Genomic DNA, 26,208 nt, shown 5'->3' on the forward strand with positions numbered 1-26,208 from the left:
GGGGGCGAAAAACGTTTCAGGGCTATTCGACAGCCGAACGCAAAGCCGCTGGCCAGGCGCTTGACGGCCCGGGCAGCTGGTTATGTGACGGCACATCTTCTCTCATCCGGACTATGACCGTCGGCTCTGGCATCTCACCAGATCTGCTGACCCCGGTGTCCTGGTGGACGCCGGGCGCTCGCGGGCTTGCCACATTGCATGGCTTACCGCCGGTGGGGAATTGCACCCCGCCCTGAAGACGTACTGCTTGTCGTGTTTTTCACGACTTGTTGATTTTACGCCTGTCTTCGAAGGGGGGGAGAATATGCTTATTGCGGGTGTGGGCTTTGTGCTGGCGGCGTGGCTTCTTGCTCGGCTTCTTTCTTTTTCTTTTTCTTGGGCAGGGCCAGCATCGTGCCGCGGCACGGGGGGGTGCCGCACAGGCAGCGGTAGCCTTGTTTGAGGGCCTTGGTGATGCGGCCGTCCAGGACCAGTCCGTAGTCGTAGGACAGTTCGGTGCCGCGCGGGATGTCGTTCAGGGCGACGATGTAGACGCGTTTGCCGTGCTTGCCTTCCTGGGCTTCGCAGTTGGGGTCGCAGGAGTGGTTGATCCAGCGGGCGTCGTTGCCTTCGTCGCCGCCGTCGATGACGCGGCCGGAGCTCAGGGCGAAGAAGAAGGTGTGGAAGGGATCGTCGGGGTTGGTGGGGTGGCGACGGTCGGCTTCTTTGGCGCTGATGCGGGCGCCGCCGTATTCGATGATGCGGGTGCCTGCGGGGATTTTGCGGGCGGCGAAGACGCCGTTGCCGTGCAGCTTGGAGCGGCGCACGACGTGCCAGGGCTTGATGGGGGTGTCTTCGGAGGTCATTGGCGGCGGGTAGGCGGTGAGACGAAACAGAATTATATCGGCGTGCTCATGACGGGATGACAGGCGTATAGTGAGCGCCGCCTTGTTCCTTACCGATACGCACCATGATCGTCCGTCCGCGTCCTTCCGCGCTGGCTCTGTTCTTTGTTTTGCGCGGCTCCATCATTCCCCGCATCTTCAGCCGGATTCTTGTCATCACGCTGCTGTCGTGCGTGGTGGTGTGGATGTATCACCGGCAATGGTTTTCGCCGACGCATCTGTCGGCGGTGCCGTTTTCGCTGTTCGGGCTGGCGTTGTCGGTGTTCATGGGGTTTCGCAACAACGTCTGCTATGACCGCTGGTGGGAAGCGCGCAAGCAGTGGGGCGACCTGATCGTGCAGGCGCGCAGCCTGGCGCGCGAAAGCGCGGTGCTGCTGGCGGCGAGCACGGCGAATCCGTTGCAGGAAAGGCTGGTGCGGCGCTGTATCGGCTTTGGCTATGCGTTGGCGGCGCGGCTGCGCGATGAAGACATGGTGGCGGCGGTGCAGCCGTGGGTGCAGCCGGACGAGCTGGAGACCCTGGCCGGTTGCCGCAATGTGCCGGACGCGCTGCTGATGGCGATCAACCGGGACCTGGCGGCCTGTCTGCGGCGCGGGGAACTGAGCGACATTCTTTACCAGGGGCTGACGCAGCGGGTGGCGCAGTGCGCGGCGATCCAGGCGGCTTGCGAGCGGATCAAGTTCACGCCCTCGCCTTTTGCGTATTCGCTGCTGCTGCATCGCACGGCGTGGCTGTTCTGTCTGCTGTTGCCGTTCGGGCTGGTGGGCACGCTGGAATACCTGATGCCGGTGGCGGTGACGATCATTGCGTATACGTTCTTCGGGCTGGATGCGCTGGGCGACGAGCTGGAAGATCCGTTCGGGCTCGAGGAAAACGACCTGCCGCTGTCGGCGTTGGCCCGGGTGATCGAGACGGACCTGCTGGAAGGGCTGGGCGTGCGGCCGCTACCCGAGCCGGCCAAGCCGGTGGATTACGTGTTGCGCTAAGGGCGCAGCCCGCTCAGGTGGCCGGCCCGGTCAAGGGCAGCATGGTTTCCTTCAGGCGGCGCAAGACGAAGCAGGATTTACTGTGGCGGATGCCGGGGATGCGATAAAGCTGCTCACGCAGCAGCCGTTCGTAGTCGCGGGTGTCGCGCACGGCGATGCGGATGTAGTAGTCGTAGTCGCCAGAGACCAGGAAGGCTTCGAGCACTTCGGGGATCTGGGCCAGCGCCCGGCCGAATTCATAGAGCGTTTCTTCGCTGTGGCTTTCCAGGGTGACGTGGACGATGACGGTGTCCATGAAGCCCAGGCTGGCCGGATCGATGTCGACGGTGTAGCCGCGGATGACGCCGGCGGCTTCCATTCTTTTGATCCGATTCCAGCACGGCGTAGACGACAGGCCGACGGCGGCGCCGATGTCGTTCAGGCTGGCGCGGGCGTTCTCTTGCAGCACGCGCAGAATCGCCAAATCAAACTTGTCCAGGTTCATTTTCTTCAATCCCTCCGATTTGCAGACAAATTTACTGCGTTTGGCGGCAATTCGTGGAAAAGAAGATAAAAATTCTTCGGACTTGCCCCTAAGATGGATAGCATGAACGATCGCCTGCACCCCTCCGCCGTCACCGCGCTTGCCGCCCCTGAACTGCCCCCTGCCAACGGGGCCAAGATTCTGCTCGATACGCTGATTGCGCACGGCGTGGATACCGTGTTCGGCTATCCCGGCGGGGCCGTGCTGCCGCTGTACGACGCCCTGTACGCCGAGCCGCGGCTGCGCCACGTGCTGGTGCGCCACGAGCAGGCGGCCGTGCATGCGGCTGAGGGTTACGCCCGCAGCACCGGCCGTACTGGGGTGGTGTTCGTCACGTCCGGCCCCGGCATGGCCAACACCACGTCCGGCTTGCTGGATGCCATGTGCGATTCGATCCCGGTGCTGTGCATCAGTGGCCAGGTCACCACGGCGGCCATCGGCACCGACGCCTTCCAGGAATGCGACGCCATCGGCATCTCGCGGTCGGTCACCAAATGGAATACGCAGGTGCGCGCGGTGGACGACGTGGCGGCCGTGACCGCCCGCGCCTTCGAACTGACGCGCCAGGGCCGGCCCGGTCCGGTGCTGCTGGACTTTCCCAAAGACGTGCAGTTGGCCGTGCCGCGCGATGCCGACGATGACTCGTATGCGCCGTCGCAGCAGAAGCTGGCCGCGCTGCGCGCCCGGCGCCAGGCGGGCAAGCTGGCGGCCAAGCTGCCGCAATCGGCCGTGCGCCGCGCGGCCGCGCTGATCGCCCAGGCCAAGCGGCCGATCTTCTACGGCGGTGGCGGCCTGGTGAACGCCGGCCCCGAGGCCTGCGCGGCGTTTACCGAGCTGGTGCGCGCCAGCGGTGCGCCCTGCACGCTGACGCTGATGGGCCTGGGGGCGTTTCCGGCGTCCGATCCGCAGTTTGTCGGCATGCTGGGCATGCACGGCACCGTGGAAGCCAACCTGGCCATGCACAATTCCGATCTGGTGGTGTGCATCGGCGCCCGCTTTGACGACCGCATCACGGGCAAGCTGTCCGAATTCTGCCCGCATGCGCGCAAGATCCACATCGACATCGACCCGGCATCCATCAACAAGGTGGTGCGGGTGGACGTGGCGCTGGTGGGCGATTGCCTGCCGCTGGTGCGCGCGCTGCACGCCGAACTGGGTGACACGCCGCTGGACCCGGCCCGCCTGGCGCCCTGGTGGGCGCGGGTGCAAACCTGGCGCGCCCAGGATTGCCTGGGTTACACGCCGGCCGCCGATGCGATCCTGCCGCAGCACCTGATGTCGCGCTTGAATACGGTGCTGGCAGACCGCGACGCCATCGTGTCCACCGACGTCGGCCAGCACCAGATGTGGGCGGCGCAGTACCTGCGCTTTGACCAGCCGAACCGCTGGCTCACGTCCGGCGGCGCCGGCACCATGGGCTACGGCGTGCCGGCCGCGATCGGCGCGCAGATCGCGCATCCCGACAAGACAGTGGTGTGCGTCAGCGGCGACGCCTCGGTGCTGATGAACATCCAGGAGCTGTCCACGGCCATGCAGCACCAGGCGCCCGTCAAGGTCGTGCTGTGCAACAACGGCTACATGGGCATGGTGCGCCAGTGGCAGGAACTGATCCACGGCGGCCGCTACAGCCACAGCTACAACGCGTCACTGCCCGATTTCGTGGCGCTGGCGCGCGCGTTCGGCTGGGGCGCAGCCCGGGTGGACGACCCCGCCAAGCTGGACGCCGCGCTGGCCGAGTGCCTGGCGCATGACGGTCCCTACTTCCTGGACGTGGCGGTCACCGCGCAGGAAAACTGCTTCCCCATGATGCCCGCCGGCCACGGCCACCAGAAGATGATGCTGGCCGAAGGCGTCTGGTACCAAGAGGAGGGTTGACCCCCACGCCGCGCGCGGCTTCGCGCGCTTGCTGCCCCCCGAGGGGGCTGCCCGGCCTTCGGGCGGCCGGGCGGCTTTTCTGGCGAGCAGGTGAAAACAAATTGCTCGCGGCGTGCGGTCCTTCGATTCGCCGTCTAATTCGGGTTGCCGTTTAGAACTGGATCGACAAGCCGCCGTCCACCACCAGCACGTGGCCGTTGACGTACGAGGCGGCCTTTGAGGCCAGGAACACCGCGGCGCCCGCGATCTCTTCCGGTTCGCCCCAGCGGCCGGTGGGGTTGCGCGCCGCGACGCGGGGGCCGAAGTCGGGGTCGGCCACCATGCCGGCATTGGTTTCGGTGGCGAAAGTGCCCGGCGCGATGGCGTTGCTGGTGATGCCGCGGCCGCCGAATTCCGCCGCCAGCGCCCGCACCAGGCCCGTCAGGCCCTGTTTGGCCGCCGGGTAGACGGCGTCGCCGGCACGGGCCAGTTCCCCTACGACCGAGGTGATGGCGATCAGGCGACCGCCGCCCTGGCGCACCATGCGTTCGGCGGCCAGCTTGGCCAGCAGGATGCCGGCTACCAGGTCGGTGTCGATCAATTCGCGGATCTCGGCGGCGCTGGCGTCGGCCAGCGTCTTGCGGTTGCGCGCGCCCACGTTGTTCACCAGGATGTCCAGGCGGCCGTGCTCGCGGTCGATGCGCTCGAATGCCTGCGCCAGGGCCGCGTCGTTGCTGACGTCGAACACCAGCGGATGGGCATCCAGGCCGTCGGCGCGCAGCCTGGCTACGGTGGCGTCCACCGCCTGGGCATTGCGGCCGTTGATCAGCACGCGTGCGCCGCTGCCGGCCAGTGCGCGGGCGATGCACAGGCCCAGCCCGCGGGCCGAGCCGGTCACCAGCGCGACCTGGCCGCTCAGGTCGAATTGTTTCAGGTAGGGCAAGGCAGTCATGGGGGCGGCTCCGTTCATTCGCGGAACTCCGGCGCCCAGTGCAGCAGCCGCCGTTCCAGCCAGGTTACGCAATACACCAGCGCGATGCCGACGATGGACAGCAGCGTGACGGCCGCGAACATGTCGGTGGCGTTCAGGGTCGCCAGCGCGGTGATCATCAAATAGCCCATGCCGGTGGTCGAGCCGACGAATTCGGCCAGCACCACGCCGATGAGCGCGAAACTGATGGCGTTGGGCAGCGCCGCGAAGGTCCAGGCCGCCGCCGTGGGGATGCGCACGCGCCACAGGATCTGCCGCGGCGATCCGCCCAGCGTGCGGCAGAAGTCGACCAGCTCGCGTTCGACGCTGCGTCCGCCCTTGTAGGTGTTGAAGAACACCAGGAAGAACACCACGAACCACGACGTCACCACCTTGGACGCCAGGCCCAGGCCGAAGAACATGGTGATCAGCGGCACGAAGGCAATGCGCGGCATCGAGTTGAACGCCACGATGAAGGGGTTGAAGACATCCGCCAGAAAGCGGCTGCGGCTGAGCGTCATGCCGACGATGAAGCCGCTGCCTACGCCCACCACCAGCCCCACCAGCGTGGCCTGCAGCGTCAGCCACAGGTGCGGCCAGACCGAGCGCGGGCCGGGTTGCAGCCATTCCCAGAGCCGCACGGCCACGCGCGACGGCTGGCTGATGAAGAAGGGGTCGAACAGGGTGTTCTGCGTGAACCACGGAATGCGCGTCAGCGTTTCCCACGAGCCCAGGATGATGGCAAGGATCAGCACCTGCCACAACGTGATGCGCACGCGCCGCGCGGCGCTGGCGCGGCGGTCCAGCCGCAGCTGGTCCTGCAGGGAATCGGCGATAGGGGTAGCGTTCATGGAAGACCTAGGCGGCGGCGCGGAACTGCTGGCCCAGCACGCTCCAGAGGCTTTGCACGTGGGTGACGAACTGCGGCGTTTCGCGCACGGTGAAGACGTCGCGCGGATGCGGAATGCGGATGCGCTCGTCCAGCAGCACGCGGCTGGGCGGGCCGGACAACACCACCACCCGGTCCGACAGCAAAATGGCTTCGTCCAGGTCGTGCGTGACCAGCACCACGGTCTGGCCGAGTTTGCGCCAGATCTCCATCAGCTCGCGGTGCAGGTGGGTCTTGGTGTGCGTATCCAAGGCGCCAAAGGGCTCGTCCAGCAGCAGGATGCGCGGTTCCACCGCCAGGCTCATCAGCAGCGCCACGCGGCGCCGCATGCCGCCCGACAGCTGGTGCGGAAAGGCGTCGGCAAAGGCCGTCAGGTGGCCCAGTTCAAGCAGGTCGGCGACGCGGCTGGCGATGCGGGCCGGCGGCACGCCCTGGAATTTCAGGCCCAGGGCCACGTTCTTTTTCACGCTGAACCACGGCAGCAGCGTGTCTTTCTGGAAGATGTAGCCCAGCGCCGGCGGCACCTGGCCATCGACCACGCGGCCATCGACCCGGATCTGGCCCGTGGTGGGCGGCAGAAAGCCGGCAATCATGTTCAGCAGCGTGCTCTTGCCACAGCCGGACGGGCCGACAATGGACACGAACTCGCCCGCCGCGATCTCCAGGCTGACCTCGCCCACCGCGTGGGTCGTGCCCTGCCGGCTTTGGTAGGCCTTGCCGACCCTGTCCAGCGTGATCATCAGAGCCCCCGCGCGCGGCGCACGAAGCTCATGTCAACGCACTTGGCGTAGGGCACGGTCTTGATCTCGTCGTTCGAGAACTGGCGGCCGTCGCCCATGATGGCCGTCATGCGGTCGTAGGCGTCCTGCGTGATCAGGTTATCTTTCAGGAACACCGTTTCCTGGTATACGCCCAGCGTTTTTTCGATGGCCGCGCGCGGAAACGCGTTCAGGTAGTCGTCGTAGATGGCGTCGGCCACGGCCGCGGCGCTGTGGCCCGAGATGAAATCCTGCGCCTTCACCAGCGCGGTGACGAAGGCCTGCACGGTTTCCGGGCGCTTCTGGATGGTGTCCTGTAGCGTCAACGCGGCAATGCCGGGCACGTCGCCGCCCATGAATTCGTTCCACGAGCTTTCCGTGGTGGCATCGAAGATCGGCACGCCCCAGCCCTCCTGGCGGGCCTGTTCCATCATCGACATGGTGGCCATGCTGGCCGACACCGAGCCGGTCTTGAGCGCGCCCAGCATGGTCGCCAGGTCGCCCAGGGGGCGGATGTCGACCTTGTCGGCCACGCCGGCCTTCTGCATCAGGTACAGCGCCATCAGCCAGGTGCTGGACTGCGGCTGGGTGGCGCCCACGCGCTTGCCGGCCAGGTCTTTCAGCGACTTGATCTTGCCGCTGTCGAAGTCTTCGCGGCGCACGATGACGTTGGCATAGGTGAGCTTGCGGTCAAAGCCGAACACCAGCGTGGCGGGCTTGCCGGCCAGGGTCAGCGCGGGGGCGGCCGTGGCGGCGGTGGCGCCGAACGCGATCTGGCCGGCCGCCAGCAGCTGGTTGGTGCGCGGGCCGCTCTGCGAATTCAGGTACTCGACTTCCAGGCCGGCATCGCCGAAATAGCCCTTCTTGAGCGCCACGTAGCCCGCGGCAAAGAACGGGTCGATGCTGCCCTGGCCGTAGACGACGCGGCCCAGCTTGGGCTGGGCAAAGGCCACGCGGCCATCGAGCAGGCTGACGCCGGCAAGCGCGCCGGCAGCGGCCAGCACACGGCGGCGGGTGGTGAAGTCAGGGCGATTGCGCATGTCATCCTCGGCGTTGATTGGGTTGCAGCTGTTTGGCGAAACAATACCGCAGCGGTTCCGGTCCAACAATGGAAAACGCCCGGTCGCCCGGGCGTTTTGCTGGCGCCGCACGCGGCAAGCGTGCGGTGCGTGGGGGCTTAGGCCGCCGTCTTCTTGGGGGCGGCCTTCTTCACCGCTTTCTTGACGGCGGTCTTGGCTGCCGTCTTGGTCGCGGTCTTGGTGGCGGCCTTTTTCACGGCCGCCTTCTTGGCCGGGGCCTTCTTCGCTGCGGTCTTGGCCGCCGTCTTGGTGGCGGTCTTCGTTGCCGTCTTGGCCGGCGCGCGGCCGCGGCCGGGTTTCTCCGGACGCGGTTCGAACTCGAAGCCGATCTTGCCGTCGGGCTGACGCACCAGGAAAGCCTTGAACTTGCGATTCGTGCGGCTGGACACGAAGCCGTCGAGCAGGTCGGTGCGGCCGTCGGTCAGCAGCTTTTCCATCTGCTCGCGCGAGATTTCCTGCTGCAGGATGACCTTGCCCGAGCGGAAGTCGCAGGTCTTTTCAGGGCCGACCGACTTCTCGCAGACGTAGCTCATGCCGTGCTCGAACACCCGCGACTGGCACTTGGGGCAACTGCCCACCGGCGTGTGGCCCGAGAAGTCCACCGCTTCGTTGTCGTCTTCGTCGTTCTGGCCGAAGTCGAATTCCAGCTTGAACTCGTCGCTGATGCGCAAAATGGCGGCGAACGGCCGGCCCATCTTGCTGATGAAGCCTTGCAGCGGACCGATTTCGCGCTTGGCCAGCAATTCCTCGACTTCCGGAATCTCAAACGTGCGCCCGCCCGGGTGCTTGCCGATCGAGAAGTCGCAGTGGGTGCAGGCGTAACGGCGGTAGTTTTCCTTGACCACGTTGCCGCACTTGGGGCACGGCGTCTGCAGCGTGGCGTAGTCGCCGGGCACCGTGTCGCGCTCGTATTCCTTGGCGCGCTTGACGATCACCTGGGTCATCTGGGCGATCTCGCGCATGAAGGCCTGGCGGTCCAGCGCGCCCTGCTCGATCTGCTTGAGCTTGTGTTCCCATTCGCCGGTCAGTTCGGGCGAGGTCAGTTCCGACACGTCCAGGCCCGACAGCAGCGTCATCAGCTGGCGAGCCTTGGCGGTGGGCACCAGGTCGCGGCCTTCGCGGCGCAGGTAGACCTCGTTGAGCAGGCCTTCGATGATGGCGGCGCGGGTGGCCGGCGTGCCCAGGCCGCGCTCGGACATGGCCTCGCGCAGTTCCTCGTCGTCCACCAGCTTGCCGGCCCCTTCCATGGCCGACAGCAGCGTGCCTTCGTTAAAGCGCGCCGGCGGCTTGGTGGTCAGGCCCACGGCTTCGACGTCTTCGGTGCGCACGGTCTCGCCGTCGCCCACCGGTACCAGGTTGGCATCCTCGCCCTGGGCTTCCTTGCCGTAGACGGCCAGCCAGCCCGGGTTGACCAGCACCTTGCCGTCCGTGCGGAAACGGTGGCCCTGCACTTCGGTCAGGCGGGTGGTGACGCGGTATTCGGCCGCGGGGAAGAACACGGCCAAGAAGCGCTTGAGCACCAGGTCGTACAGCTTGGCCTCGGCTTCGCTCAGGTCGTGCGGGATCTGCAGCGTGGGGATGATGGCAAAGTGATCCGACACCTTCTTGTTGTCGAAGATGCGGCGGTTCGGCTTGACCCAGTGCTGGCCGACCACGGTTTCGGCGTGGCGCGACAGGCCGCCCACGGCGTTCGAGCCGCCCTTGGCCAGCGCCCGCATGGTTTCCTGCACCGTGGCGATGTAGTCCTCGGGCAGGTAGCGCGAATCGGTACGCGGGTAGGTCAGCGCCTTGTGGCGTTCGTACAGGGTCTGGGCCAGTGCCAGCGTGGTCTTGGCCGAAAAGCCGAAGCGGCCGTTGGCTTCGCGCTGCAGCGACGTCAGGTCGTACAGGGCCGGCGACATCTGGGTCGACGGCTTGGATTCTTCGGTGACGCTGCCCGGCTGTTCGCGGCAGGCGGCCACCACGCTCTGGGCGGCGGCCTGCGACCACAGGCGCGATTCGCGCTTTTCGGGGTCGCGGTCGTCTTTCTTGAAATCCGGGTCGATCCAGCGGCCTTCGTACAGGCCGGCGGCTGCCACGAAGGTGGCACGTACTTCCCAATAGTCGCGCGGCACGAAGCGGCGGATGCGCTCTTCGCGCTCGGCCACGATCGCCAGCGTGGGGGTCTGCACCCGGCCCACTGGCGTCTTGAAAAAGCCGCCGTCCTTGCTGTTGAAGGCGGTCATGGCGCGCGTGCCGTTGATGCCCACCAGCCAGTCGGCTTCGGCGCGCGAGCGCGCGGCGGCCTCCAGCGGCTTGAGCTGGCTGTCGTCACGCAGGTTGGCGAAGGCCTCGCGGATGGCGGCCTGCGTCATCGATTGCAGCCACAGGCGCTGGATCGGCTTTTTCACGCCAGCGTACTGAATGATGTAGCGGAAGATCAGTTCGCCTTCTCGTCCCGCGTCACAGGCGTTGATGATGGCATCGACGTCCTTGCGCTTGGCCAGGCGGACCAGCAGCTTCAGGCGCTCGGCCGACTTCTTGTCGGTCGGGCCCAGTTCGAATTCAGGCGGAATCACGGGCAGGTGCGTGAAGCTCCACTTTCCCTTGACCGGATCGTTGGGCGCGACCAGGCTCAGCAAATGGCCTATGCTGGACGCGAGTACGTAACGTTCGCTTTCAAAATAGTCGCCCTCGCGCGCAAAGCCTCCCAAGGCGCGTGATATATCAAGGGCCACCGAGGGCTTCTCGGCAATAATCAGCGTTTTATTCATGTGTATCCAGTGGCGGTAGTCCCGCCTTAGTAGCGCGGATAATAAGATCGGAGATTCGCCAGATGCAAGTCGGCACTGAAAGACAAGCGGGATCCGAACTGCACGCTTGGCGTCAATTCCTGGCGCGAAGCACGCTGTGGCTGGGCGTTTTGCTGCTCGGCAGCGCCGCCGTCTGCTGGGTGGCGGCCAACTGGCAAGACATGACAAAAGTGCAGCGCTTTGCCGGCGTGCAAGGCCTTTTGGCCGTCAGCGCGCTGGTCGCCGCCTGGGCCGGACTGCGCCTTCGCGGCACCCCTGGCGTGCGCCGCAGCATTCCCGGCGCCCTGCTGGCTTTGGCGGGCATGTTGCTTGGCGCCCTGCTCGCGTTATTAGGCCAAACTTACCAGACTGGCGCCGATACCTGGGAATTGTTCGCCTGGTGGGCGGTCCTGCTGCTGCCCTGGGCACTGGCCGCCGCCAGCCAGGCCGTCTGGCTGTTGTGGGCGCTGGTGATGAACGTGGCGCTGGTCCTGTGGCTGGGCGAACGCGCTTTCACCTGGTGGTTGATCCTGGGCGGGCCTGGCCTGGCCAGCCTGTTCATCGCCGCCCTGAACCTGGTGATGCTGCTGGGCTGGGAAATCGCCGCCCGTCGCTGGCGTGCCAGCACGCTCGTCGGACCGCGCGTCCTGGTCGCACTGGTGATCAGCGTGCTGGTGATGTCGCTGATGTCCGACGCCTTCATCGGCCGCAGCGCAGGCGTCACCAGTGGCATCGCCTGGCTGGCCGTCACCCTGGGTCTGGGCTTTTACTACCAGCGGGGACGGCGCGACCTGGTCATTCTGGCCATGCTGGCCGCTGGCGTTATCTGCGTGTCGCTGCGGGTGGTGGGTGAATGGCTGCTGCGTCTGGAACCCGGCGTCTGGGCCGCCCTGCCCCTGGCGGCGCTGCTGATGGCCGAGGCCGTCTGGGCGGCCCGCTGGCTGCGCGGGCTGGCCCAGCCGCCGCAAGCGGCCGTGGCGCCGGCCGACCCTGAACCGGCCGCCGCGTCGGCCGGCAATGCGGTCGACCCCGCCGATGCCGGCGAACCGGTGGCCCAACTGGCCCCGCCCGCCGTCCCGCACACTGAACCGCCCTGGTACGTGCAAAGCCTGCTGGGGCTGAGCGCCTGGCTGGCGACCTTGCTGCTGCTGGTGTTCGTGGCGTTCTCCGGCGTGATCAATTCAGAGGAAGGCGCACTGATCGCCGGGCTGGTGCTGTGCGCGGCCGGCGTGGCGGTGTTGCGCAGCGACGCGGGGCCGTTCTGGCGCCAGTGCGGCACGGCCATGGCCTTTGCCGGGCAGATCCTCATCATCTACGGCATGTCCGACTCGGCTTCGTTCGGCAATGCGTGCCTGTTCGTGCTGGCGATGGCCACGGCGGTCTACGTGCTGGGGCCGGACGTGATCCTGCGCTTTCTCAGCGGCCTGCTCATCGCCCTGGCCGGTGCCGGCCTGATCTGGCGCAGCCTGGCGCCGGAACTGGTGCGCCGGGACATGCTGGACACGCTACTGCGCTTCTTTGACCTGGGGGCCGCCACCTTCGTCTGGCTGCCGATCGCGGTGACCGGCGCATGGGCCACGGCGGTGCTCCTGACCGTCGGCCGGCGCCTGGGGGGCAAGCGCGGCCACGCGCTGCAACCGCTGGCCTGGGCCTTCTTGCTGTCGGTGCAGGGCATGGTCTGGCTGGCCGGCGGCCTGTCCGTCATGCAACTGCCGGCCATGTGGCACGTCAACGCGCCGACCGCGGTGCTGGTGTGCGCGGGCGCGCTGCTGCCCGCGGCCGCGGCCCTGGCGGTGCTGTGGCCGCGCCGCCGCGTGCTGACGGCCGGCGTGACCGTTGGCGTGCCGATTGCCCTGTTGCTCTTGGCCCTGTTCTGGCTGCCCAGCCCCGGCGTGGGTTTCGCGCTGGCCTGGCTGCTGCTGGGCTTTGGCATGAACCAGCCGCGGGTGGCGCTGTTCGGCGTGCTGAGCCTGCTGGCCTATCTGGGTATCTATTATTACCAGCTGGACGTGCCGCTTTTGCAAAAAGCCCGGTGGCTGGGCGGCGCGGCGGTGCTGCTGTTCGTGCTGCGCGGCCTGGTGTGGCTGGTGCCGCGCCTGATGCGCACCCAGGCGCCTTCGCACCGCGTGCCCCTGCCACCGGTGTCCGGCGCGCTGCGCTGGCGCACCCTGACCATCCTGGGTGGCCTGGCGCTGGTGCTGGTGGTGGCCAACGGCGGCATCTGGCAGCGTGAAAAACTGCTGGCCACCGGCAAGGTCGTGATCCTGGAGCTGGCCCCGGTCGACCCCCGGTCCCTGATGCAGGGCGACTACATGGCGCTCAATTTCGCCGCGGGCCGCGAAGTCACCCGGATGCGGCTGGGCGGCGAGCGCCAGGACGGCGACTCGGTCACGGGCTTCGAGCCCGACGGCTACGTGATGCTGACCGCTGATGCACGCGGCGTGTCGCAGGCCGTGCGCATCCAGCCTGATGCGCAGCCGCACGCCGATATCGAAGTGCCGCTGCGCTACCGCGTGCGCGACAACGGCGTGCGCATCGTCACCAACGCCTATTTCTTCCCCGAAGGTCAGGCCGAACGCTACCAGGTCGCCAAGTTCGGCGAACTGCGTGTGGCGGAAAACGGCGAAGCGCTGCTGGTGCGGATGCTGGGAGAAGACTTGCAGCCGCTGTAGCAAACGGGCCGCGGTGACGCGGCCGCGCTGGCACACGCCCGGGCGGCGGATACCCTGCGCGTACCGGTTGCTTGCTGATGCGCGACAGCGGTACTAAGGAAAGCGCGCCGCCCAGTGCGCCGTCGCTTCGCGCAGGAAAGTCTGGACGTCGGTGGCCGCCAAGGGCGCAAAGCCCAAGGCGCGCCAGGCGGCCTGTAGCGACGCCTGGGGCGCGTCGATGTCGATGGGCGGGGCCCCATTCTGCTTGGACAGTTTCAGGCCGCTGGCGGGGTCCAGGATCAGTGGCACGTGCAGGTAGCGCACCGGGGGCAGCCCCAGCAGCCGGCCCAGTACGCGCTGGCGCGCCGTGGAACTGAGCAGATCGGCACCGCGCACCACGTCGGTCACCCCCTGGAAGCCATCATCCACCACCACCGCCAGCTGATAGGCCCACAGGCCGTCCGCGCGTTTCAGGGCGATGTCGCCCACCGCCTGGGCCACGTCCTGCTCTTGGGGCCCCAGCCAGCGGTCATCGAAGCGTTCCAGCCCTTCCGGCATCACCACGCGCCAGGCGCGGGCCTCTCGTCCGGGCGGCAGGCCGTGGCGGCAGGTGCCGGGGTACGGGCGTTCGCCGTCCGCGCCGGGGGCAGCCTGGCCGCGCAGGGCGGAATCGGCGATTTCGCGGCGGGTGCAGCCGCAGCCGTACACCAGGCCACGGGCCGCCAGCGTATCGAAGGCCGCCTGGTAGGCGTCGCCGCGCTGCGATTGCCAGATGACGTCGCCGTCCCAGCGCAGGCCCAGCGCCCGCAGCTGCTGCATGATGAATTCGGCCGCGCCCGGCACCGTGCGCGGCGTGTCCACGTCTTCGATGCGCAAAAGCCAGCGGCCGTCGTGGGCGCGGGCGTCCAGCCAACTGGCCAGGGCGGCTACCAGCGACCCGGCGTGCAGCGGGCCGCTGGGGCTGGGGGCGAAGCGGCCGATGTAGGTCACGGTGCGGCGATGGGGATCAACGGGGTTGAGACGTGAAGGCGCCGCGCGCAAAGGCACGCGGCGCCTTCGAGAGACAGAACCTGGCGCCGGCCGGCGCCTGTCGTTCAGTGCAGCAAGCGTACGCCGTCTTCGTCGAGCAGCTCTTCCAGGACCAGGTTGTCGATCTCGGCTTCCTGGCTCCAGAGAACCATGAGGGCGATGATCTTGATCTTGGACAGCGGCACGGGCGATTCCGGCGAAGCCAGGCCCCGGTCGATGACGATCTCGCGCAGCGGCGCGGGCAGCACGCCGGCCGATTCCAGGAAGGCGATGAAGCCGATGGATTCGGAACCCAGCTGCTGGTATTCGTTATCGGTGTAGATGCGGGTGCCGGTGGTGGGCGCCGTGGCGAGATCGACGCAACGTTCGGTGGTTTCGGCCAAGCCGTAGAGCCACCCGAGCGCATCGTCGATGTCTTCGTGCTCGAACCCGGCGGCGGCCAGCCGTTTGGCCAGCACGTCGGCGGCGGGACAGGCTTGCGGCGTGTAGTAATTCTCGTACAGATAAACCAGGATATCGAACATATGGCGCAGTTTTGAGCCTGTTTGCACAGTCGGCCCGCATATCGGCAGACCAGCAAACATGAATTTTACTTTACGCTGATTTATTTAGCCGGGCAACCGGCGACAAGGACCAGGGCGCGGGCCGTCGTCGGCCCGCTACAGTCACACATTCTGCGCCCCGAGCCTGTCAAAATCAGCGATTCCCCTACGCCAGGGGCAGCCTTTCAGGGTCTGCCCCTTTTTAACGTCCCATCCCCTCGCGTCCCCCTCAAGGACCCACTCCTTCAGGTGTTTTGGGGGCGGCCTGCAGCTTGAGCTGGGCAAACTGGCGCAGGAACACCGGTATGCAGATGACCAGGCCGATCAGTCCGCTCGCCAAGCCCGGAATGATGGTCAGCAGCGCACCCACCGTGCACAGCCAGCGTTCCCAGCTTTTCATGCCCACCAGCATGTAGCGCGAGAACGCCGCCGACAGCAGCACCAGCCCCACCATGCAGCCGAACAGCGTCACGAAGAAGTCGTACCAGGTGAAGCCCTGCACCGAAATCAGCAGCGACGGCGAGAACACGAACACGAAGGGCACGATCAGTTTGGTGATGCCCAGCCTGAACGCGGTGTTGCCGGTCTTGAACGGATCGCTGCCCGCCATGCCCGCCGCCGCGTAGGCCGCCAGCGCCACCGGTGGCGTGATGTCGGCCAGGATGCCGAAATAGAACACGAAAAAGTGCGCGGCGATGGGCTGCACGCCCAGCTGCACCAGCGTGGGCGCGGCCACCGCGACCATGATCAGGTAGTTGGCGGTGGTGGGCACGCCGCAGCCCATCAGGATGCAGACGATGCCCGTCATGATCAATGCGGCCATCAGCGTCAGCGACTGCAAGTCGGCCAGCGCGTCGGGAATGAACATCGCGGCGCCGCCGGCCAGCGCCTGCGAGGCGGCGATCACGATGTACGAGATCTTGAAGCCCACGCCGGTCAACGTGACTACGCCGATCACGATGCCCACCGTGCCCGCCGCGGCGCCGACCGCCAGCGCATATTTCGCACCGGTCTCGAAGGCTTCGTACAGATCGCGCCAGCGCAACCGCTGGAACGGATTGAGCAAGCCCACCACGATGCAGCCCGTGATGCCGGCGAACGCCGCCAGGTACGGCGTGCGGCCGCTGGCCAGCACGCCGATCAGCAGAAACAGCGGAATCAGCGTGGGCCAGCGCATCTTGAACGATTGCTTGAGTTTGGGCATTTCTGCTTCGGTCAGCCCGCGCAGGCCCTCGCGCTTGGCCTCGAAGTGCACCTGCATGAACATGCCGAAGAAATACAGAAACGCCGGGAAGATGCCCGCGATGGCGATCTGCTGATACGGAATGCCCAGGAATTCGATCATCAGGAAAGCCGCCGCACCCATGATGGGCGGCGTGATCTGCCCGCCGGTGCTGCTGGCCGCTTCGACCCCTGCCGCGAAATGCCGCGGATAGCCGACGCGGATCATCGCGGGAATCGTCAGCGAGCCCACGGTCACCGCATTGGCCACCGATGATCCCGACAGCATGCCGAACATGGCCGACCCGAACACCGACACCTTGGCCGGGCCGCCGGCATAGCGCCCCGCGATGGTGGACGCCACATCCAGGAACAGCTGGCCCAGGCCGATGCGCGTGGCCAGCACGCCGAACAGCACGAAGTGAAAGACGTACGTCGCCACCACGCCCACCGCCACGCCGTACACGCCCTGGCTGGTCAGGTACATGTGGTTGACGATCTGGGACCAGTTGTTGCCCGCGTGCTTGAGCAGCCCGGGGAAATACGGCCCGAACATGGCATAGGCCATGAATACGAGAGCGATGATGGGCAGCGGCCAGCCCATGGCGCGGCGCGTGGCCTCCAGCAGGCCGATCAGCAGGATCGAACCCATGAAGACATCGAGGGGCATCGGGTTGCCCACGCGGAAAGCCAGGTCCTCGAAGATGTATGGGATGTACAGCACCGACAGCGCCAGCGCCACGGCGATGATCCAGTCATACAGCGGAATACCGCCCGGCGCGTACCAGGTGGAACGCGGCTCGCGCTGGTAGTGTGATTTGGAAAACCCGAACACCAGGAAGATCAGGCTCAACACGAACGCCAGGTGCACCCCGCGGTGCGTGGCTTCGCGCAGCAGGCCGAAGCCCGCCGTGTAGTAATGGAACAGGGACAGCGTGACGAGCAGGCCCGACACGATCCACGTGGCGGTCTTGTCCAGCGGGCGGAAGCGGATTTCCGAGTCGTACTTTTCCGCCAACTGCTGGGTCTTCTGGTGGTCGATTTCCATAACCATGGGTCTCGGCAAGGGCTGCGCGGGCAGGGCCGCGTGGCCCTGCCCAGACGCCGCGCGGCAATCCGCGCGGGGGGTTGCGGTCCGGTTCCAGGCCTGCTGATCGCGGCCTTCGGTGCGCGGACTGCGTTCGCGGACGACCGCGCCCTACTTCAGCAGCCCGACTTCCTTGTAGAACTTCTCGGCGCCGGGATGGAACGGAATGCCCGCGCCCTTGACCGCGTTGTCGCGCGTGATGAGCTTGCCCTTGGCGTGGCCCGAATCCAGCGTCTTGCGGGTGGCGTCGCTGTACAGCGCCTTGGTGACCTCGTACACGGTCTGCTCGGGGATCTTGGCCGACGTGACCATCTGCGCGTTGACCGAAATGGTCTTCACCTCGGGCACGTTCTGGTACGTGTTGGCGGCAATCACGTCAGGCGTGAAGAACTCCTGCTTGGCCCGCAGTGCATCAATTTCCGGCCCCACCAGCGGCACCAGTTCGATGCCGCCGGTGGAGGCCAGTTCGGCAATCGCGCCGGCCGGGGCGCCGCCCACGAAGAAGAACGCGTCCAGCCCGCCGTCCTTGAGCTTGTCGCCCGCCTGGTTGGGCTTGAGGTATTCGGCCTTGATGTCCTTGTCGGTCAGGCCATAGGCGCCCAGGATCAGGCGCACGTCCACCAGCGTGCCAGAGCCGGGTTCGTCCATCGACACACGCTTGCCCTTCAGGTCGGCCACGCCCTTGATGCCCGCGCCCTTGCGCGTGACCAGGTGGATGCTTTCCGGATACAGCGTGGCGATCAAGCGCAGGTCTTGCGCCTTGGGCTTGCCTTCGAACGTGCCGGTGCCGCTATAGGCCCAGAACGCCACATCCGATTGCGTGAAGCCGGCTTCGAACGAGCCGCCGATGATGCCGTTGATGTTGGCGACCGACCCGTTGGACGCCACTGCCGTGGCGATCAGTTTGCCGGGCTGCGACACGGCGTTGCCGATGATGCCGCCGATGGGGTAATAGGTGCCGGCGGTGCCGCCGGTGCCGATGCGGAAGAACTGCTGCGCTTGCGCCGCGCCGGCCGCGGCCGTCAGGGACAACGCCAAGGCCAGGGTGGTGATCCAGCTTTTTGATTTCATGCGAGCTTCTCCAGGGTTCGATAAGGGGCATGCATTGCGCTGCGGGCCGTTTCGTGACCTGGCCCCCCTATCGAGCAAAAGCCCGCTTGGGCGGGCCTGCCGTGGGAGGCTCTATTTGTGGTGAAATTCTGGCATGGCGGCACCCCCTAGCCAATGCTTGCAAGGCTATCGTTTACCAGGGGGTGGCTACCTCTCTTGCAGTCCAGACAACGGAGTGTCCAGATGTCCCAGGAAGTCATACGCGGCATCGCGCTGCCCCCGCCCGCCCAGGTGGGCGATCCCTTGGCCAGCGTCGATACGCCCAGCCTGGTGCTGGACCTGACCGCCTTCGAGGCCAACCTGCGCGCCATGCAGGCCTGGGCCGACCGTCACGAGGTCGCGCTGCGCCCGCATGCCAAGGCCCACAAGTGCCCCGAAATCGCCCTGCGCCAACTGGCGCTGGGCGCACGCGGCATCTGCTGCCAGAAGGTCAGCGAGGCCCTGCCCTTCGTGGCTGCCGGCATCCGAGACATCCACATCAGCAACGAAGTCGTCGGCCCCGCCAAGCTGAAACTGCTGGCCCAGCTGGCGCGCGTGGCCAAGATCAGTGTCTGTGTCGACAATGCCGCCAACCTGGCGCAGATCTCGCAAGCCATGGCCGCGGCGGGCGCCCAGATCGACGTGCTGGTGGAAGTGGACGTCGGCCAGGGCCGCTGCGGCGTGTCCGACGACGCCACGGTGCTGGCGCTGGCGCAACAGGCGCGCGCGCTGCCGGGCGTGGAATTCGCCGGCCTGCAGGCCTATCACGGGTCGGTACAGCATTTCCGCACCCGCCAGGAACGCGCCGACGTCTGCCGCCAGGCCGCGCGCATCGCCGCGTCGTATCAGCTGCTGCTGCGTGAAAGCGGCATCGCCTGCGACACCATCACGGGCGGCGGCACCGGCAGCGCCGAATTCGACGCCGCCAGCGGCGTCTTCACCGAATTGCAGGCCGGCTCGTACGCGTTCATGGACGGCGACTACGGCGCCAATGAATGGGACGGCCCGCTCACCTTCAAGAACAGCCTGTTCGTGCTGTCCACCGTGATGAGCACGCCCGCGCCGGATCGCGTCATCCTGGACGCGGGCTTGAAATCCACCACCGCTGAATGCGGCCCACCCGCGATCCACGGCACGCCGGGCCTGACGTACGCCGCCATCAACGACGAGCATGGCGTGGTGCGCGTCGCCGAAGGCACGCAGCCCCCCGCGCTGGGCGACACGCTGCTGCTGGTGCCCTCGCACGTCGACCCCACCTTCAACCTGCACGACGGCCTGGTGGTGGTTCGCGACGGCATCGTGCAGGACATCTGGGAAATCTCGGCGCGCGGCTTCTCGCGCTGATACCGGCCTGGCGGATCGCGATGGAGCTCTTGTCCTTCGACTGGAAAGCGCCGCTGCCCGAGCTGCTGGGCACGCTGCGGCAGGCGTATGCCACGCGCTACCCGGCCCTGGCCGCCGCGCGGCTGGATGCTCTGTGTGCCGCGCTGCGCGATGACAGCGCCGACCTCTACCTGCCCCTGCTGGGCCAGGACCTCGAAGCGCTGGGTCTGGCGCTGATCGAGCAGGACGAAGGCGACGACGGCATTCATCTGCTGATCGTGCCGTTGGCGGACGCCCGCGGCACCGTGGCGCGAATCATCGGGCAAGGCGGGCAAGCCGTGCTGCGTCGGCAGGACGGCGCGGCGCAGGGTGTCCAGGCCTCGCTGCCCCTTCCCGTATCCGGCCCGCTGGCCCGGCCCGGCGACTATCTGGACCTGTCCCAATGCGTTGCGCTTGCGCCGGGCTGGGCCTGCGTGGCCAATCGTGACACGGCAGTGCCGGAGCTGGTGGATCTGCGCGACTGGCCAACCTTGCATGCCGTCACCGGCAAGTTCCAGCCGCGCCGCGGCGTGCTGGCGTCGGCGGTGGCCGCCAATGGCGTGCATGCCTGGATCGAACAAGGCCCCGACGGCGTGGCGAGCACGCCCTACGCCCACTTGCTGCGTGCGCGGCAGGTCGATGGCGTGTCAGCCCATCGGCCCGGCATCGCGCTGCCGCCGCGCGCGGCGCAGGCGCAACGCCGCACGCCCGAATTCAGCCTGGGTTTCGCGGGCGATGATCTGCTGCTGGTCGACCGCGGCATGGTGTTCGCGTATCGGGCTTTCGCCACACAGGACGACCCGGCCACGATCGAGCCCATGCTGCGTTACACCGCGCCGCCGCAGCGGCGCCCCGTTAGCGACCGCTCGGCCGTGATACCGCTGGCGGACGGACGCCTTTGCGTGTTGTGCCGGGGCCAGTTGCTGCTGTGGCGCGACGGCCCATTGCAGCCCTTGGCATGGCACTATCCCGACGCCGCATCCGGGGATATCTCGTCCCCCGTCGCCTATGATGACGCCAGCCTCGCGTGGCTCGAAGACGATGCGCTGTGCCATGCCGACCTGGATGCCTTGGCCGTGAGCCGCCAGCGGCCCCAGCACCTGCCCTCCGGTGGCATGACCTTGCAGCCGTTGCCACAAGGCTGGCTGCTGCTGGGCCATTGGCACGCGCCCCATCGCAGCCTGGACCTGGGCCAGCTATGGCATCTTGAGTCCGGCCAGGTCCTGCGCATCTGCCATGGCGCGCTTGACCTGGACAGCGGCATCCAGCGCGTTTTCATCCTGCCGGATGGTGATGTGGTGGTGGGCGGACAACTGCGTCACGTACGCCTGGGCCAATTCGCTGCCCTGCCGGGCCGGCTGCCAGCCGCCTGAGCCGCGCACGCCCTATCGGGCCAGATCCGTCATCCCCAGAAACTGCCGCAATTCCGGCGTGGCCGGCGACGTGAACAATTCCTCGGGCGGACCGATCTCGTGCACCCTGCCCTGGTGCATGAACACCACGCGGTCGCACACCTCGCGCGCAAAGCGCATCTCGTGTGTCACCATCAACAGCGTCATGCCGTCGGCGGCCAGCTCGCGCACCACCGCCAGCACTTCGTTGACCAGCTCCGGGTCCAGCGCCGACGTGATCTCGTCGCACAGCAGCGCCAGCGGCTGCATCGCCAATGCGCGGGCAATCGCCACGCGCTGCTGCTGCCCGCCCGACAATTCCTCGGGCCAGGCATCAAACTTGTGGCCCAGCCCCACGCGCGTCAGCATGGCGCGCGCCAGGTCAGCCGCCTGCGCTTCCGGCAGCCGCTTGGCCACCATCGGCGACAGCATCACGTTGCGTCCCACCGTCAGGTGCGGAAACAGGTTGAACTGCTGAAAGATCATGCCCACCTTCAGCCGCAGGGCGCGTAACCGCAATTCATCTTCGCCCAGCTGCGCGTCCGCCACCATGATCGCGCCACCATCGATCTGCTCCAGCCCGTTCACGCAGCGCAGCAGTGTGCTTTTGCCGGAACCGCTTTTGCCGATAATGGCGATCACCTCGCCAGGCTCCACGCGCAACGTCACCCCTTTCAGGACTTCGTTGTCGCCGAACTTCTTGCGGACGTCTTCAAGGGCGATGAGGGGCATGCAACTTCCTTTCCAGCCGAAGGCTGAGGCGCGACAGGGGCCAGCACAGCGCAAAATAAATGAGCGCGGCGCAGGCATAGACGGTGAAGGGGCTGAAGGTGGCGTTGGTGATCACCGTGCTGGCCTTGGACAGCTCGGTGAACCCGATGATCGAAGTCAGCGCCGTGCTCTTGACGATCTGCACGGCAAAGCCGACGGTGGGCGCGACACCGATGCGCAGCGCCTGCGGCAGCACCACATAGCGCATCTGCTGCACGTAGCCCAGCGCCAGGCTGGCCGAGGCTTCCCACTGCCCCTTCGGAATCGCCTCGACGCAGCCGCGCCAGATCTCGGCCAGAAAGGCCCCCGACCACAGCGTCAGCGCCGCGCCCGCGGCCAGCCACGGCGGCACCTCGATGCCCGCCAGCGACAAACCGAAGAACGCCAGGAACAGCTGCATCAGCAGCGGCGTGCCCTGAAAGAGTTCGATGTAGGCCCAGCTGACGCGCCGCATCAGCGTCACGCGCGACGTACGCATCATCAGCGCCAGCGACCCCATCAACGCGCCGCCCGCGAACGCCACCAGCGACAGCACGATCGTCCAGCGCGCGGCCAGCAACAGGTTGCGGACAATGTCCCAGGTAGAGAATTCGATCATCGCACCGCCTTGCGAAACAGCCGCTTGCCCGTCATGCGCAGCAGTTGGCGTAGCAGCACCGACAGCGCCAGATAAATGCCGGTCGTCACGAAATACACTTCAAACGCCCGAAAATTGCGCGACTGAATGAAGTTCGCCGCGAACGTCAGGTCTTCCGCCGCGATCTGCGAACACACCGCCGACCCCAGCATCACGATCACGATCTGCGACGACAGCGCCGGCCAGATGCGCGCCAGCGCGGGTTTCAGCACGATGTGCCGGAACACCTGCCCACGCGTCATCGCCAGGCTCGCGCCGGCCTCGTACTGGCCCTTGGGCGTGGCGTCGATGCCGGCGCGGATGATCTCGGCGCTGTACGCGCCCAGATTCAGCGCCATCGCCAGGCAGGCCGCCTGCATCTCGCCCAGCTGGATGCCCAGCGACGGCAGGCCAAAGAACACAAAGAACAGCTGGATCAGAAACGGCGTGTTGCGCACCGTCTCTACATACGCGGTGACGGGCACGCGCAACCAGCGCGGGCCGTGCGTGCGCGCCCAGGCGCAGCCAATGCCCAGCGCCACGCCGACCACGGCGCCAAAGGCGATCAGCTCGATCGTCACGCCGATGCCCTTGATGAGCACCGGCGTGTAGTCCAGCACGGAAGCGAAGTCGAATTGGTAAGCCATCAGGGCGCCCCGGCGCGCGCGCCTGCCTTACAGATCCTTGGGCAGATCGGCGCCCAGCCACTTCTTGGAGATTGCCGCCAGCGAGCCATCACGCTTGGCGTTGGCGAGAATCTCGTTGACCTTGGCGCGCAGCTTGGGCTCGTCCTTGTTCAGGCCGATGTAGCAGGGCGAATCCTTGATCAGGAACTTGGTCTCGGGCTTTTTGGGCGGGTTGCGCGCCAGGATGGCCGCGGCCACCACATTGCCCGTCGCGATCAGCGGCACCTGGCCCGACAGAAAGGCCGTGATGGTGCCGTTGTTGTCTTCATAGCGCTTGAGCGTGGCCGTGGGCGGCGCGATCTTGGTCAGCTCGATGTCTTCCACCGCGCCGCGCGTCACGCCGATGGTCTTGCCCGCCAGGTCGGCGGCCGACGCCACCTTCAGGTCCGCGGGGCCGAACACGCCATTGAAGAACGGCGCATACGCGTCCGAGAAGTCGATCGCCTTCTCGCGTTCCGGGTTCTTGCCCAGGCTGGAAATCACCAGGTCCACCTTGCGCGTCTGCAGGTACGGCACCCGGTTGGCGCTGGTCACCGGCACCAGTTCCAGCTTCACGCCCAGCTGCTTGGCGATCAGCGCGGCCGTATCGATGTCGTAGCCCAGCGGCTTCATGTCCGCGCCCACCGACCCGAACGGCGGAAAGTCCTGCGGCACGGCGATCTTGATGGTGCCGCTCTTGACGATGTCGTCCAGCGTGTCGGCATGCGTAAGCGGCGCGGCCAGCAACGTGGCGGCAGTGCAAAGGGACAGCAACAGGGTTCTACGCTTCATGAGGAACTCTCCAGGGCGCGCCGCCCCAAGAGCGGGGTTGGGCGTTGCACACCGATTCGGTATACAAAACTGGAAAAGCAAGTTCCGTGCCATTTGCGCGGCGCCTTGTCCCCGGGTTGGCATGCGGGTGAGCGGCAGGCGCTATCGCACCGTGCTGGTGCGCGATGCGCTGTCTTGGCGCATCGCTCGCACCGCCATGACCCCCTGCGGCCACGAACGGGCCACAAATCTTACTTTCAACCAATATGGTTGGAAAAATACCGAATTGGTTTAATATGGCCGGACGCTTCCCCTTCCCCCGGGATGGCTGCCCGGCCGGCGATGGCCGGTGGTTCCGTTCCCACGCCTAGGAAACCGCGTTGCCCCGTTCCTGTCCTACGCCGACCCCGTCGCGCGCCCCAAGTCGCTTGCGGGCGGCGTCCCGCCACGGAAAACTGAAGCGGGCCGCCGCCCTGGCGCTACTGCTTGGCACCGCCGCCTGCCTGTGCCTGACCGAGCCGCCGCCCCGCGTGGTGCCTTTTGTCGGCATCATGTCGGCCTTGCCCCGCGCAGCGCTCTAGGGCCGCATCAGGCAAAATGCGCCGTACCGGAAGAATTGCTCATGCCCAAACCCACCAAATCCGAAATAGACGCCGAGATCCTGGACCGTGCCGCCGGCCTCTTTGCCCGCCACGGCTTCGCGCATACCTCGCTGCAGCAGATCGCCGACGCCATGAATTACTCGAAGGCCGGCCTGCTGCACCACTACCCCAGCAAACAGGCCATCTACGAAGCGGCGCTCAAGACCGGTTCCGACCACATGCAGGCCCTGCTGGAGAGCGTCGAGCATATCCCCGTCGGCATCGAACGCGACCGCGCCGTGGTCGAGGCATCCGTCGACTTCACCTACGACTGGCCCGGCCTGTCAGCCTTGGCCAACCGTCTGGCGGACCAAGGCGCCGACGTCGAACCCGAACTCATCAAGACCGGCCTCACGCTGTACGCCGCGCTGGGCATCGACGTGGCCAAGCTCGAACTGGACCGCGTGGTCCGCGTCACCAGCGCCTTCTGTGGCCTGGGCATCGCCGCCCTGACCGCCGCGCGCATGGACGTCAAGCGCGAATGGCGCGGCCACATCGTCGCGGCCGCCATGGATGCGCTGGGACATAAAGAAAAAAGCGCCCGCAAGGGGCGCTGAACCACGGGTAAACGGCCGATCGCCGGGCCGCTCCAGGCACGCCAGCGACCCGCTTGCTCTCAACCGCCCTCAATCCACCTGCGCGCCGGACTGCTTCACAGCCTTGCCCCACTTGTCCACCTCGCCCGCGATGAACGTGCCGGTGGCCTCGGGCGTCAGCGGCATCGGTTCCGCGCCACGATCCCGGAAGAACTTCTGCATTTCCGGCGTGCCCAGCACATGGCCGATCTGCTGGCTCAGGTACTTCGTAATCGCCGGCGGCGTATCACGCGGCGCCAGCACCGACGCCCAGCCGATCGCCTCAAAGTCCGGATAGCCGCTTTCCGCCACCGTCGGCACATCCGGCAGTTGCGGCAGGCGCTTGGCCGTCGTCACCGCCAGCGCCACCGCCTTCTTGCTCTGCACGTGCGGCAGGCCCGCCGTCACCGAATCCACCATCAACGGCACCTGATGGCCCAGGAAATCCGCCTGCGCCGGGCCGCTGCCCTTATAGGGAATGTGGCGGATATCGATATTGGCCGCCGCCTTGAACATCTCGGCCGACAAATGCTGCGTGCCGCCGATCCCCGCGCTGGCGTAGGCCAGCTCGCCCGGATTGGCGCGCGCCTGCGTCACCAATTGCTTGAGCGACGTAATCCCCGACGCCGGCGTCGCCAGGAACATCAGCGGCACCGAAAACACCCCCGACACCGGCGCAAAATCGTTCGTCAGGCTGTAATTGATGGTCTTGTACAGCGTCTGGTTCACCGCCGCCGCAGAGCCCGCGATCACCAGCGTGTACCCGTCCGGCGTCGCGCGCGCGGCCTGCTCCATGCCGATATTGCTGCCCGCGCCCGCGCGGTTTTCCACCACGATGGGCTGTTTCAGCGCCGTGCCCAGCTTTTCGGCCAGGGCCCGGGCAAAAATGTCGGTGGCCTGCCCCGGCGGGAAAGGCACGATCAGGCGGATAGCGCGGTCGGGATATTCGGCATGCGCCGCCGTGGCGGCAGCGGCCAGCACCAGGCCGGCGGCGAGACTGGAAAGAATTCTTGTCATGATCGGTCAGTAAAAAGCGACAGAAGGCGCCGCGCAGTGCCGCGCCTGTTGCATAAAATAGAGAGC

Annotated in this window: 22 protein-coding genes and 1 riboswitch; of the genes, 6 read left to right on the plus strand and 16 right to left on the minus strand. The window is 66.8% G+C overall.

Annotated features, from left to right (window positions below):
* Nucleotides 1-90 precede the first annotated feature (90 nt).
* Nucleotides 91-244, minus strand: a riboswitch (FMN riboswitch).
* A 64-nt stretch (nt 245-308) separates the two neighbouring features.
* Nucleotides 309-845 (minus strand): SET domain-containing protein, encoded by a 537-nt coding sequence (locus tag AC3WMR_RS21370; RefSeq protein WP_492264837.1) that lies wholly within the window; start codon nt 843-845, stop codon nt 309-311.
* Nucleotides 846-949: 104 nt separating this feature from the next.
* Here AC3WMR_RS21370 and AC3WMR_RS21375 point away from each other — a divergent pair, with 104 nt between their 5' ends.
* The gene (locus AC3WMR_RS21375) at nt 950-1,870 is read left to right on the plus strand and encodes a bestrophin family protein (protein ID WP_025141111.1); all 921 of its coding nucleotides are present in this window, start codon (nt 950-952) and stop codon (nt 1,868-1,870) included.
* Between the two features lie 13 nt (nt 1,871-1,883).
* Here the strand turns inward: AC3WMR_RS21375 and AC3WMR_RS21380 are convergent, their stop codons facing one another.
* On the minus strand, nt 1,884-2,354 hold the full coding sequence (locus AC3WMR_RS21380) for an Lrp/AsnC family transcriptional regulator (protein ID WP_025141110.1): 471 nt from the start codon (nt 2,352-2,354) through the stop codon (nt 1,884-1,886).
* Between the two features lie 93 nt (nt 2,355-2,447).
* Here AC3WMR_RS21380 and ilvB point away from each other — a divergent pair, with 93 nt between their 5' ends.
* Nucleotides 2,448-4,268: a biosynthetic-type acetolactate synthase large subunit gene (gene ilvB, locus AC3WMR_RS21385; RefSeq protein WP_492264838.1), complete on the plus strand. Its 1,821-nt coding sequence runs from the start codon at nt 2,448-2,450 to the stop codon at nt 4,266-4,268.
* 151 nt (nt 4,269-4,419) lie between these two features.
* On the opposite strand, the gene AC3WMR_RS21390 is transcribed toward ilvB, so the two are convergent.
* The 5 genes from AC3WMR_RS21390 to AC3WMR_RS21410 all read right to left on the minus strand — a co-directional run bounded on the left by AC3WMR_RS21390 (nt 4,420) and on the right by AC3WMR_RS21410 (nt 10,696).
* Nucleotides 4,420-5,199: an SDR family oxidoreductase gene (locus tag AC3WMR_RS21390; RefSeq protein ID WP_492264839.1), complete on the minus strand. Its 780-nt coding sequence runs from the start codon at nt 5,197-5,199 to the stop codon at nt 4,420-4,422.
* A 14-nt stretch (nt 5,200-5,213) separates the two neighbouring features.
* Complete coding sequence (locus tag AC3WMR_RS21395) at nt 5,214-6,068, minus strand: ABC transporter permease (protein ID WP_492264840.1); 855 nt, start codon at nt 6,066-6,068, stop codon at nt 5,214-5,216.
* A 7-nt stretch (nt 6,069-6,075) separates the two neighbouring features.
* Nucleotides 6,076-6,846, minus strand: a complete 771-nt coding sequence (locus tag AC3WMR_RS21400) for an ABC transporter ATP-binding protein (protein ID WP_492264841.1) — start codon at nt 6,844-6,846, stop codon at nt 6,076-6,078.
* A complete protein-coding gene (locus AC3WMR_RS21405) occupies nt 6,846-7,904 on the minus strand; it encodes an ABC transporter substrate-binding protein (RefSeq protein ID WP_492264842.1) in 1,059 nt (352 codons plus the stop codon). The genes AC3WMR_RS21400 and AC3WMR_RS21405 overlap by 1 nt, the downstream gene beginning before the upstream one ends.
* 137 nt (nt 7,905-8,041) lie before the next feature.
* Nucleotides 8,042-10,696 (minus strand): DNA topoisomerase III, encoded by a 2,655-nt coding sequence (locus AC3WMR_RS21410; RefSeq protein ID WP_492264843.1) that lies wholly within the window; start codon nt 10,694-10,696, stop codon nt 8,042-8,044.
* A 62-nt stretch (nt 10,697-10,758) separates the two neighbouring features.
* On the opposite strand from AC3WMR_RS21410, the gene AC3WMR_RS21415 reads away from it, so the two are divergent.
* Nucleotides 10,759-13,386 (plus strand): GDYXXLXY domain-containing protein, encoded by a 2,628-nt coding sequence (locus tag AC3WMR_RS21415; protein ID WP_492264844.1) that lies wholly within the window; start codon nt 10,759-10,761, stop codon nt 13,384-13,386.
* Nucleotides 13,387-13,479: 93 nt separating this feature from the next.
* On the opposite strand, the gene gluQRS is transcribed toward AC3WMR_RS21415, so the two are convergent.
* The 4 genes from gluQRS to AC3WMR_RS21435 all read right to left on the minus strand — a co-directional run bounded on the left by gluQRS (nt 13,480) and on the right by AC3WMR_RS21435 (nt 18,315).
* Entirely contained in the window at nt 13,480-14,355 is an 876-nt protein-coding gene (gene gluQRS, locus AC3WMR_RS21420) for a tRNA glutamyl-Q(34) synthetase GluQRS (protein WP_492264845.1), read from the minus strand.
* A gap of 104 nt (nt 14,356-14,459) precedes the next feature.
* Nucleotides 14,460-14,918, minus strand: coding sequence for a Smg family protein (locus tag AC3WMR_RS21425; protein ID WP_263912723.1), 459 nt, complete (start codon nt 14,916-14,918; stop codon nt 14,460-14,462).
* 247 nt (nt 14,919-15,165) lie between these two features.
* Nucleotides 15,166-17,205 carry a TRAP transporter permease gene (locus AC3WMR_RS21430; RefSeq protein ID WP_492264982.1) on the minus strand — a complete coding sequence of 680 codons (2,040 nt, stop codon included), beginning with the start codon at nt 17,203-17,205 and terminating at the stop codon, nt 15,166-15,168.
* Nucleotides 17,206-17,355: 150 nt separating this feature from the next.
* Nucleotides 17,356-18,315: a TAXI family TRAP transporter solute-binding subunit gene (locus AC3WMR_RS21435; RefSeq protein WP_175192247.1), complete on the minus strand. Its 960-nt coding sequence runs from the start codon at nt 18,313-18,315 to the stop codon at nt 17,356-17,358.
* 222 nt (nt 18,316-18,537) lie between these two features.
* Between AC3WMR_RS21435 and AC3WMR_RS21440 the strand changes: the two genes are divergently transcribed.
* Nucleotides 18,538-19,677, plus strand: a complete 1,140-nt coding sequence (locus AC3WMR_RS21440; protein ID WP_492264846.1) for a DSD1 family PLP-dependent enzyme — start codon at nt 18,538-18,540, stop codon at nt 19,675-19,677.
* Nucleotides 19,678-19,697: 20 nt separating this feature from the next.
* Nucleotides 19,698-21,068 carry a DUF6630 family protein gene (locus AC3WMR_RS21445; RefSeq protein WP_492264847.1) on the plus strand — a complete coding sequence of 457 codons (1,371 nt, stop codon included), beginning with the start codon at nt 19,698-19,700 and terminating at the stop codon, nt 21,066-21,068.
* Nucleotides 21,069-21,080: 12 nt separating this feature from the next.
* Here the strand turns inward: AC3WMR_RS21445 and AC3WMR_RS21450 are convergent, their stop codons facing one another.
* Genes AC3WMR_RS21450 through AC3WMR_RS21465 form a run of 4 tightly spaced genes read right to left on the minus strand, consistent with a single transcriptional unit; the run spans nt 21,081 to nt 23,930 of the window.
* On the minus strand, nt 21,081-21,818 hold the full coding sequence (locus AC3WMR_RS21450) for an amino acid ABC transporter ATP-binding protein (RefSeq protein ID WP_492264848.1): 738 nt from the start codon (nt 21,816-21,818) through the stop codon (nt 21,081-21,083).
* Nucleotides 21,799-22,455, minus strand: coding sequence for an amino acid ABC transporter permease (locus AC3WMR_RS21455; RefSeq protein ID WP_492264849.1), 657 nt, complete (start codon nt 22,453-22,455; stop codon nt 21,799-21,801). Before AC3WMR_RS21455 ends, AC3WMR_RS21450 begins: the two co-directional genes overlap by 20 nt.
* A complete protein-coding gene (locus tag AC3WMR_RS21460; protein ID WP_492264850.1) occupies nt 22,452-23,120 on the minus strand; it encodes an amino acid ABC transporter permease in 669 nt (222 codons plus the stop codon). Before AC3WMR_RS21460 ends, AC3WMR_RS21455 begins: the two co-directional genes overlap by 4 nt.
* A gap of 27 nt (nt 23,121-23,147) precedes the next feature.
* On the minus strand, nt 23,148-23,930 hold the full coding sequence (locus AC3WMR_RS21465) for a transporter substrate-binding domain-containing protein (protein ID WP_492264851.1): 783 nt from the start codon (nt 23,928-23,930) through the stop codon (nt 23,148-23,150).
* Between the two features lie 601 nt (nt 23,931-24,531).
* Here AC3WMR_RS21465 and AC3WMR_RS21470 point away from each other — a divergent pair.
* Nucleotides 24,532-25,107, plus strand: coding sequence for a TetR/AcrR family transcriptional regulator (locus AC3WMR_RS21470; RefSeq protein WP_492264852.1), 576 nt, complete (start codon nt 24,532-24,534; stop codon nt 25,105-25,107).
* Between the two features lie 69 nt (nt 25,108-25,176).
* On the opposite strand, the gene AC3WMR_RS21475 is transcribed toward AC3WMR_RS21470, so the two are convergent.
* Complete coding sequence (locus tag AC3WMR_RS21475) at nt 25,177-26,142, minus strand: Bug family tripartite tricarboxylate transporter substrate binding protein (RefSeq protein ID WP_492264853.1); 966 nt, start codon at nt 26,140-26,142, stop codon at nt 25,177-25,179.
* Nucleotides 26,143-26,208 lie beyond the last annotated feature (66 nt).

It is taken from the genome of Achromobacter sp. FW305-C-28, from assembly GCF_058783235.1.

Bases quoted from the DNA above. Each gene is read 5' to 3' on its own strand.
- AC3WMR_RS21370 (WP_492264837.1), bottom strand. From the start codon at position 845: ATGACCTCCGAAGACACCCCCATCAAGCCCTGGCACGTCGTGCGCCGC.
- AC3WMR_RS21375 (WP_025141111.1), top strand. From the start codon at position 950: ATGATCGTCCGTCCGCGTCCTTCCGCGCTGGCTCTGTTCTTTGTTTTG.
- AC3WMR_RS21380 (WP_025141110.1), bottom strand. From the start codon at position 2,354: ATGAACCTGGACAAGTTTGATTTGGCGATTCTGCGCGTGCTGCAAGAG.
- ilvB (WP_492264838.1), top strand. From the start codon at position 2,448: ATGGATAGCATGAACGATCGCCTGCACCCCTCCGCCGTCACCGCGCTT.
- AC3WMR_RS21390 (WP_492264839.1), bottom strand. From the start codon at position 5,199: ATGACTGCCTTGCCCTACCTGAAACAATTCGACCTGAGCGGCCAGGTC.
- AC3WMR_RS21395 (WP_492264840.1), bottom strand. From the start codon at position 6,068: ATGAACGCTACCCCTATCGCCGATTCCCTGCAGGACCAGCTGCGGCTG.
- AC3WMR_RS21400 (WP_492264841.1), bottom strand. From the start codon at position 6,846: ATGATCACGCTGGACAGGGTCGGCAAGGCCTACCAAAGCCGGCAGGGC.
- AC3WMR_RS21405 (WP_492264842.1), bottom strand. From the start codon at position 7,904: ATGCGCAATCGCCCTGACTTCACCACCCGCCGCCGTGTGCTGGCCGCT.
- AC3WMR_RS21410 (WP_492264843.1), bottom strand. From the start codon at position 10,696: ATGAATAAAACGCTGATTATTGCCGAGAAGCCCTCGGTGGCCCTTGAT.
- AC3WMR_RS21415 (WP_492264844.1), top strand. From the start codon at position 10,759: ATGCAAGTCGGCACTGAAAGACAAGCGGGATCCGAACTGCACGCTTGG.
- AC3WMR_RS21425 (WP_263912723.1), bottom strand. From the start codon at position 14,918: ATGTTCGATATCCTGGTTTATCTGTACGAGAATTACTACACGCCGCAA.
- AC3WMR_RS21430 (WP_492264982.1), bottom strand. From the start codon at position 17,205: ATGGAAATCGACCACCAGAAGACCCAGCAGTTGGCGGAAAAGTACGAC.
- AC3WMR_RS21435 (WP_175192247.1), bottom strand. From the start codon at position 18,315: ATGAAATCAAAAAGCTGGATCACCACCCTGGCCTTGGCGTTGTCCCTG.
- AC3WMR_RS21440 (WP_492264846.1), top strand. From the start codon at position 18,538: ATGTCCCAGGAAGTCATACGCGGCATCGCGCTGCCCCCGCCCGCCCAG.
- AC3WMR_RS21445 (WP_492264847.1), top strand. From the start codon at position 19,698: ATGGAGCTCTTGTCCTTCGACTGGAAAGCGCCGCTGCCCGAGCTGCTG.
- AC3WMR_RS21450 (WP_492264848.1), bottom strand. From the start codon at position 21,818: ATGCCCCTCATCGCCCTTGAAGACGTCCGCAAGAAGTTCGGCGACAAC.
- AC3WMR_RS21455 (WP_492264849.1), bottom strand. From the start codon at position 22,455: ATGATCGAATTCTCTACCTGGGACATTGTCCGCAACCTGTTGCTGGCC.
- AC3WMR_RS21460 (WP_492264850.1), bottom strand. From the start codon at position 23,120: ATGGCTTACCAATTCGACTTCGCTTCCGTGCTGGACTACACGCCGGTG.
- AC3WMR_RS21465 (WP_492264851.1), bottom strand. From the start codon at position 23,930: ATGAAGCGTAGAACCCTGTTGCTGTCCCTTTGCACTGCCGCCACGTTG.
- AC3WMR_RS21470 (WP_492264852.1), top strand. From the start codon at position 24,532: ATGCCCAAACCCACCAAATCCGAAATAGACGCCGAGATCCTGGACCGT.
- AC3WMR_RS21475 (WP_492264853.1), bottom strand. From the start codon at position 26,142: ATGACAAGAATTCTTTCCAGTCTCGCCGCCGGCCTGGTGCTGGCCGCT.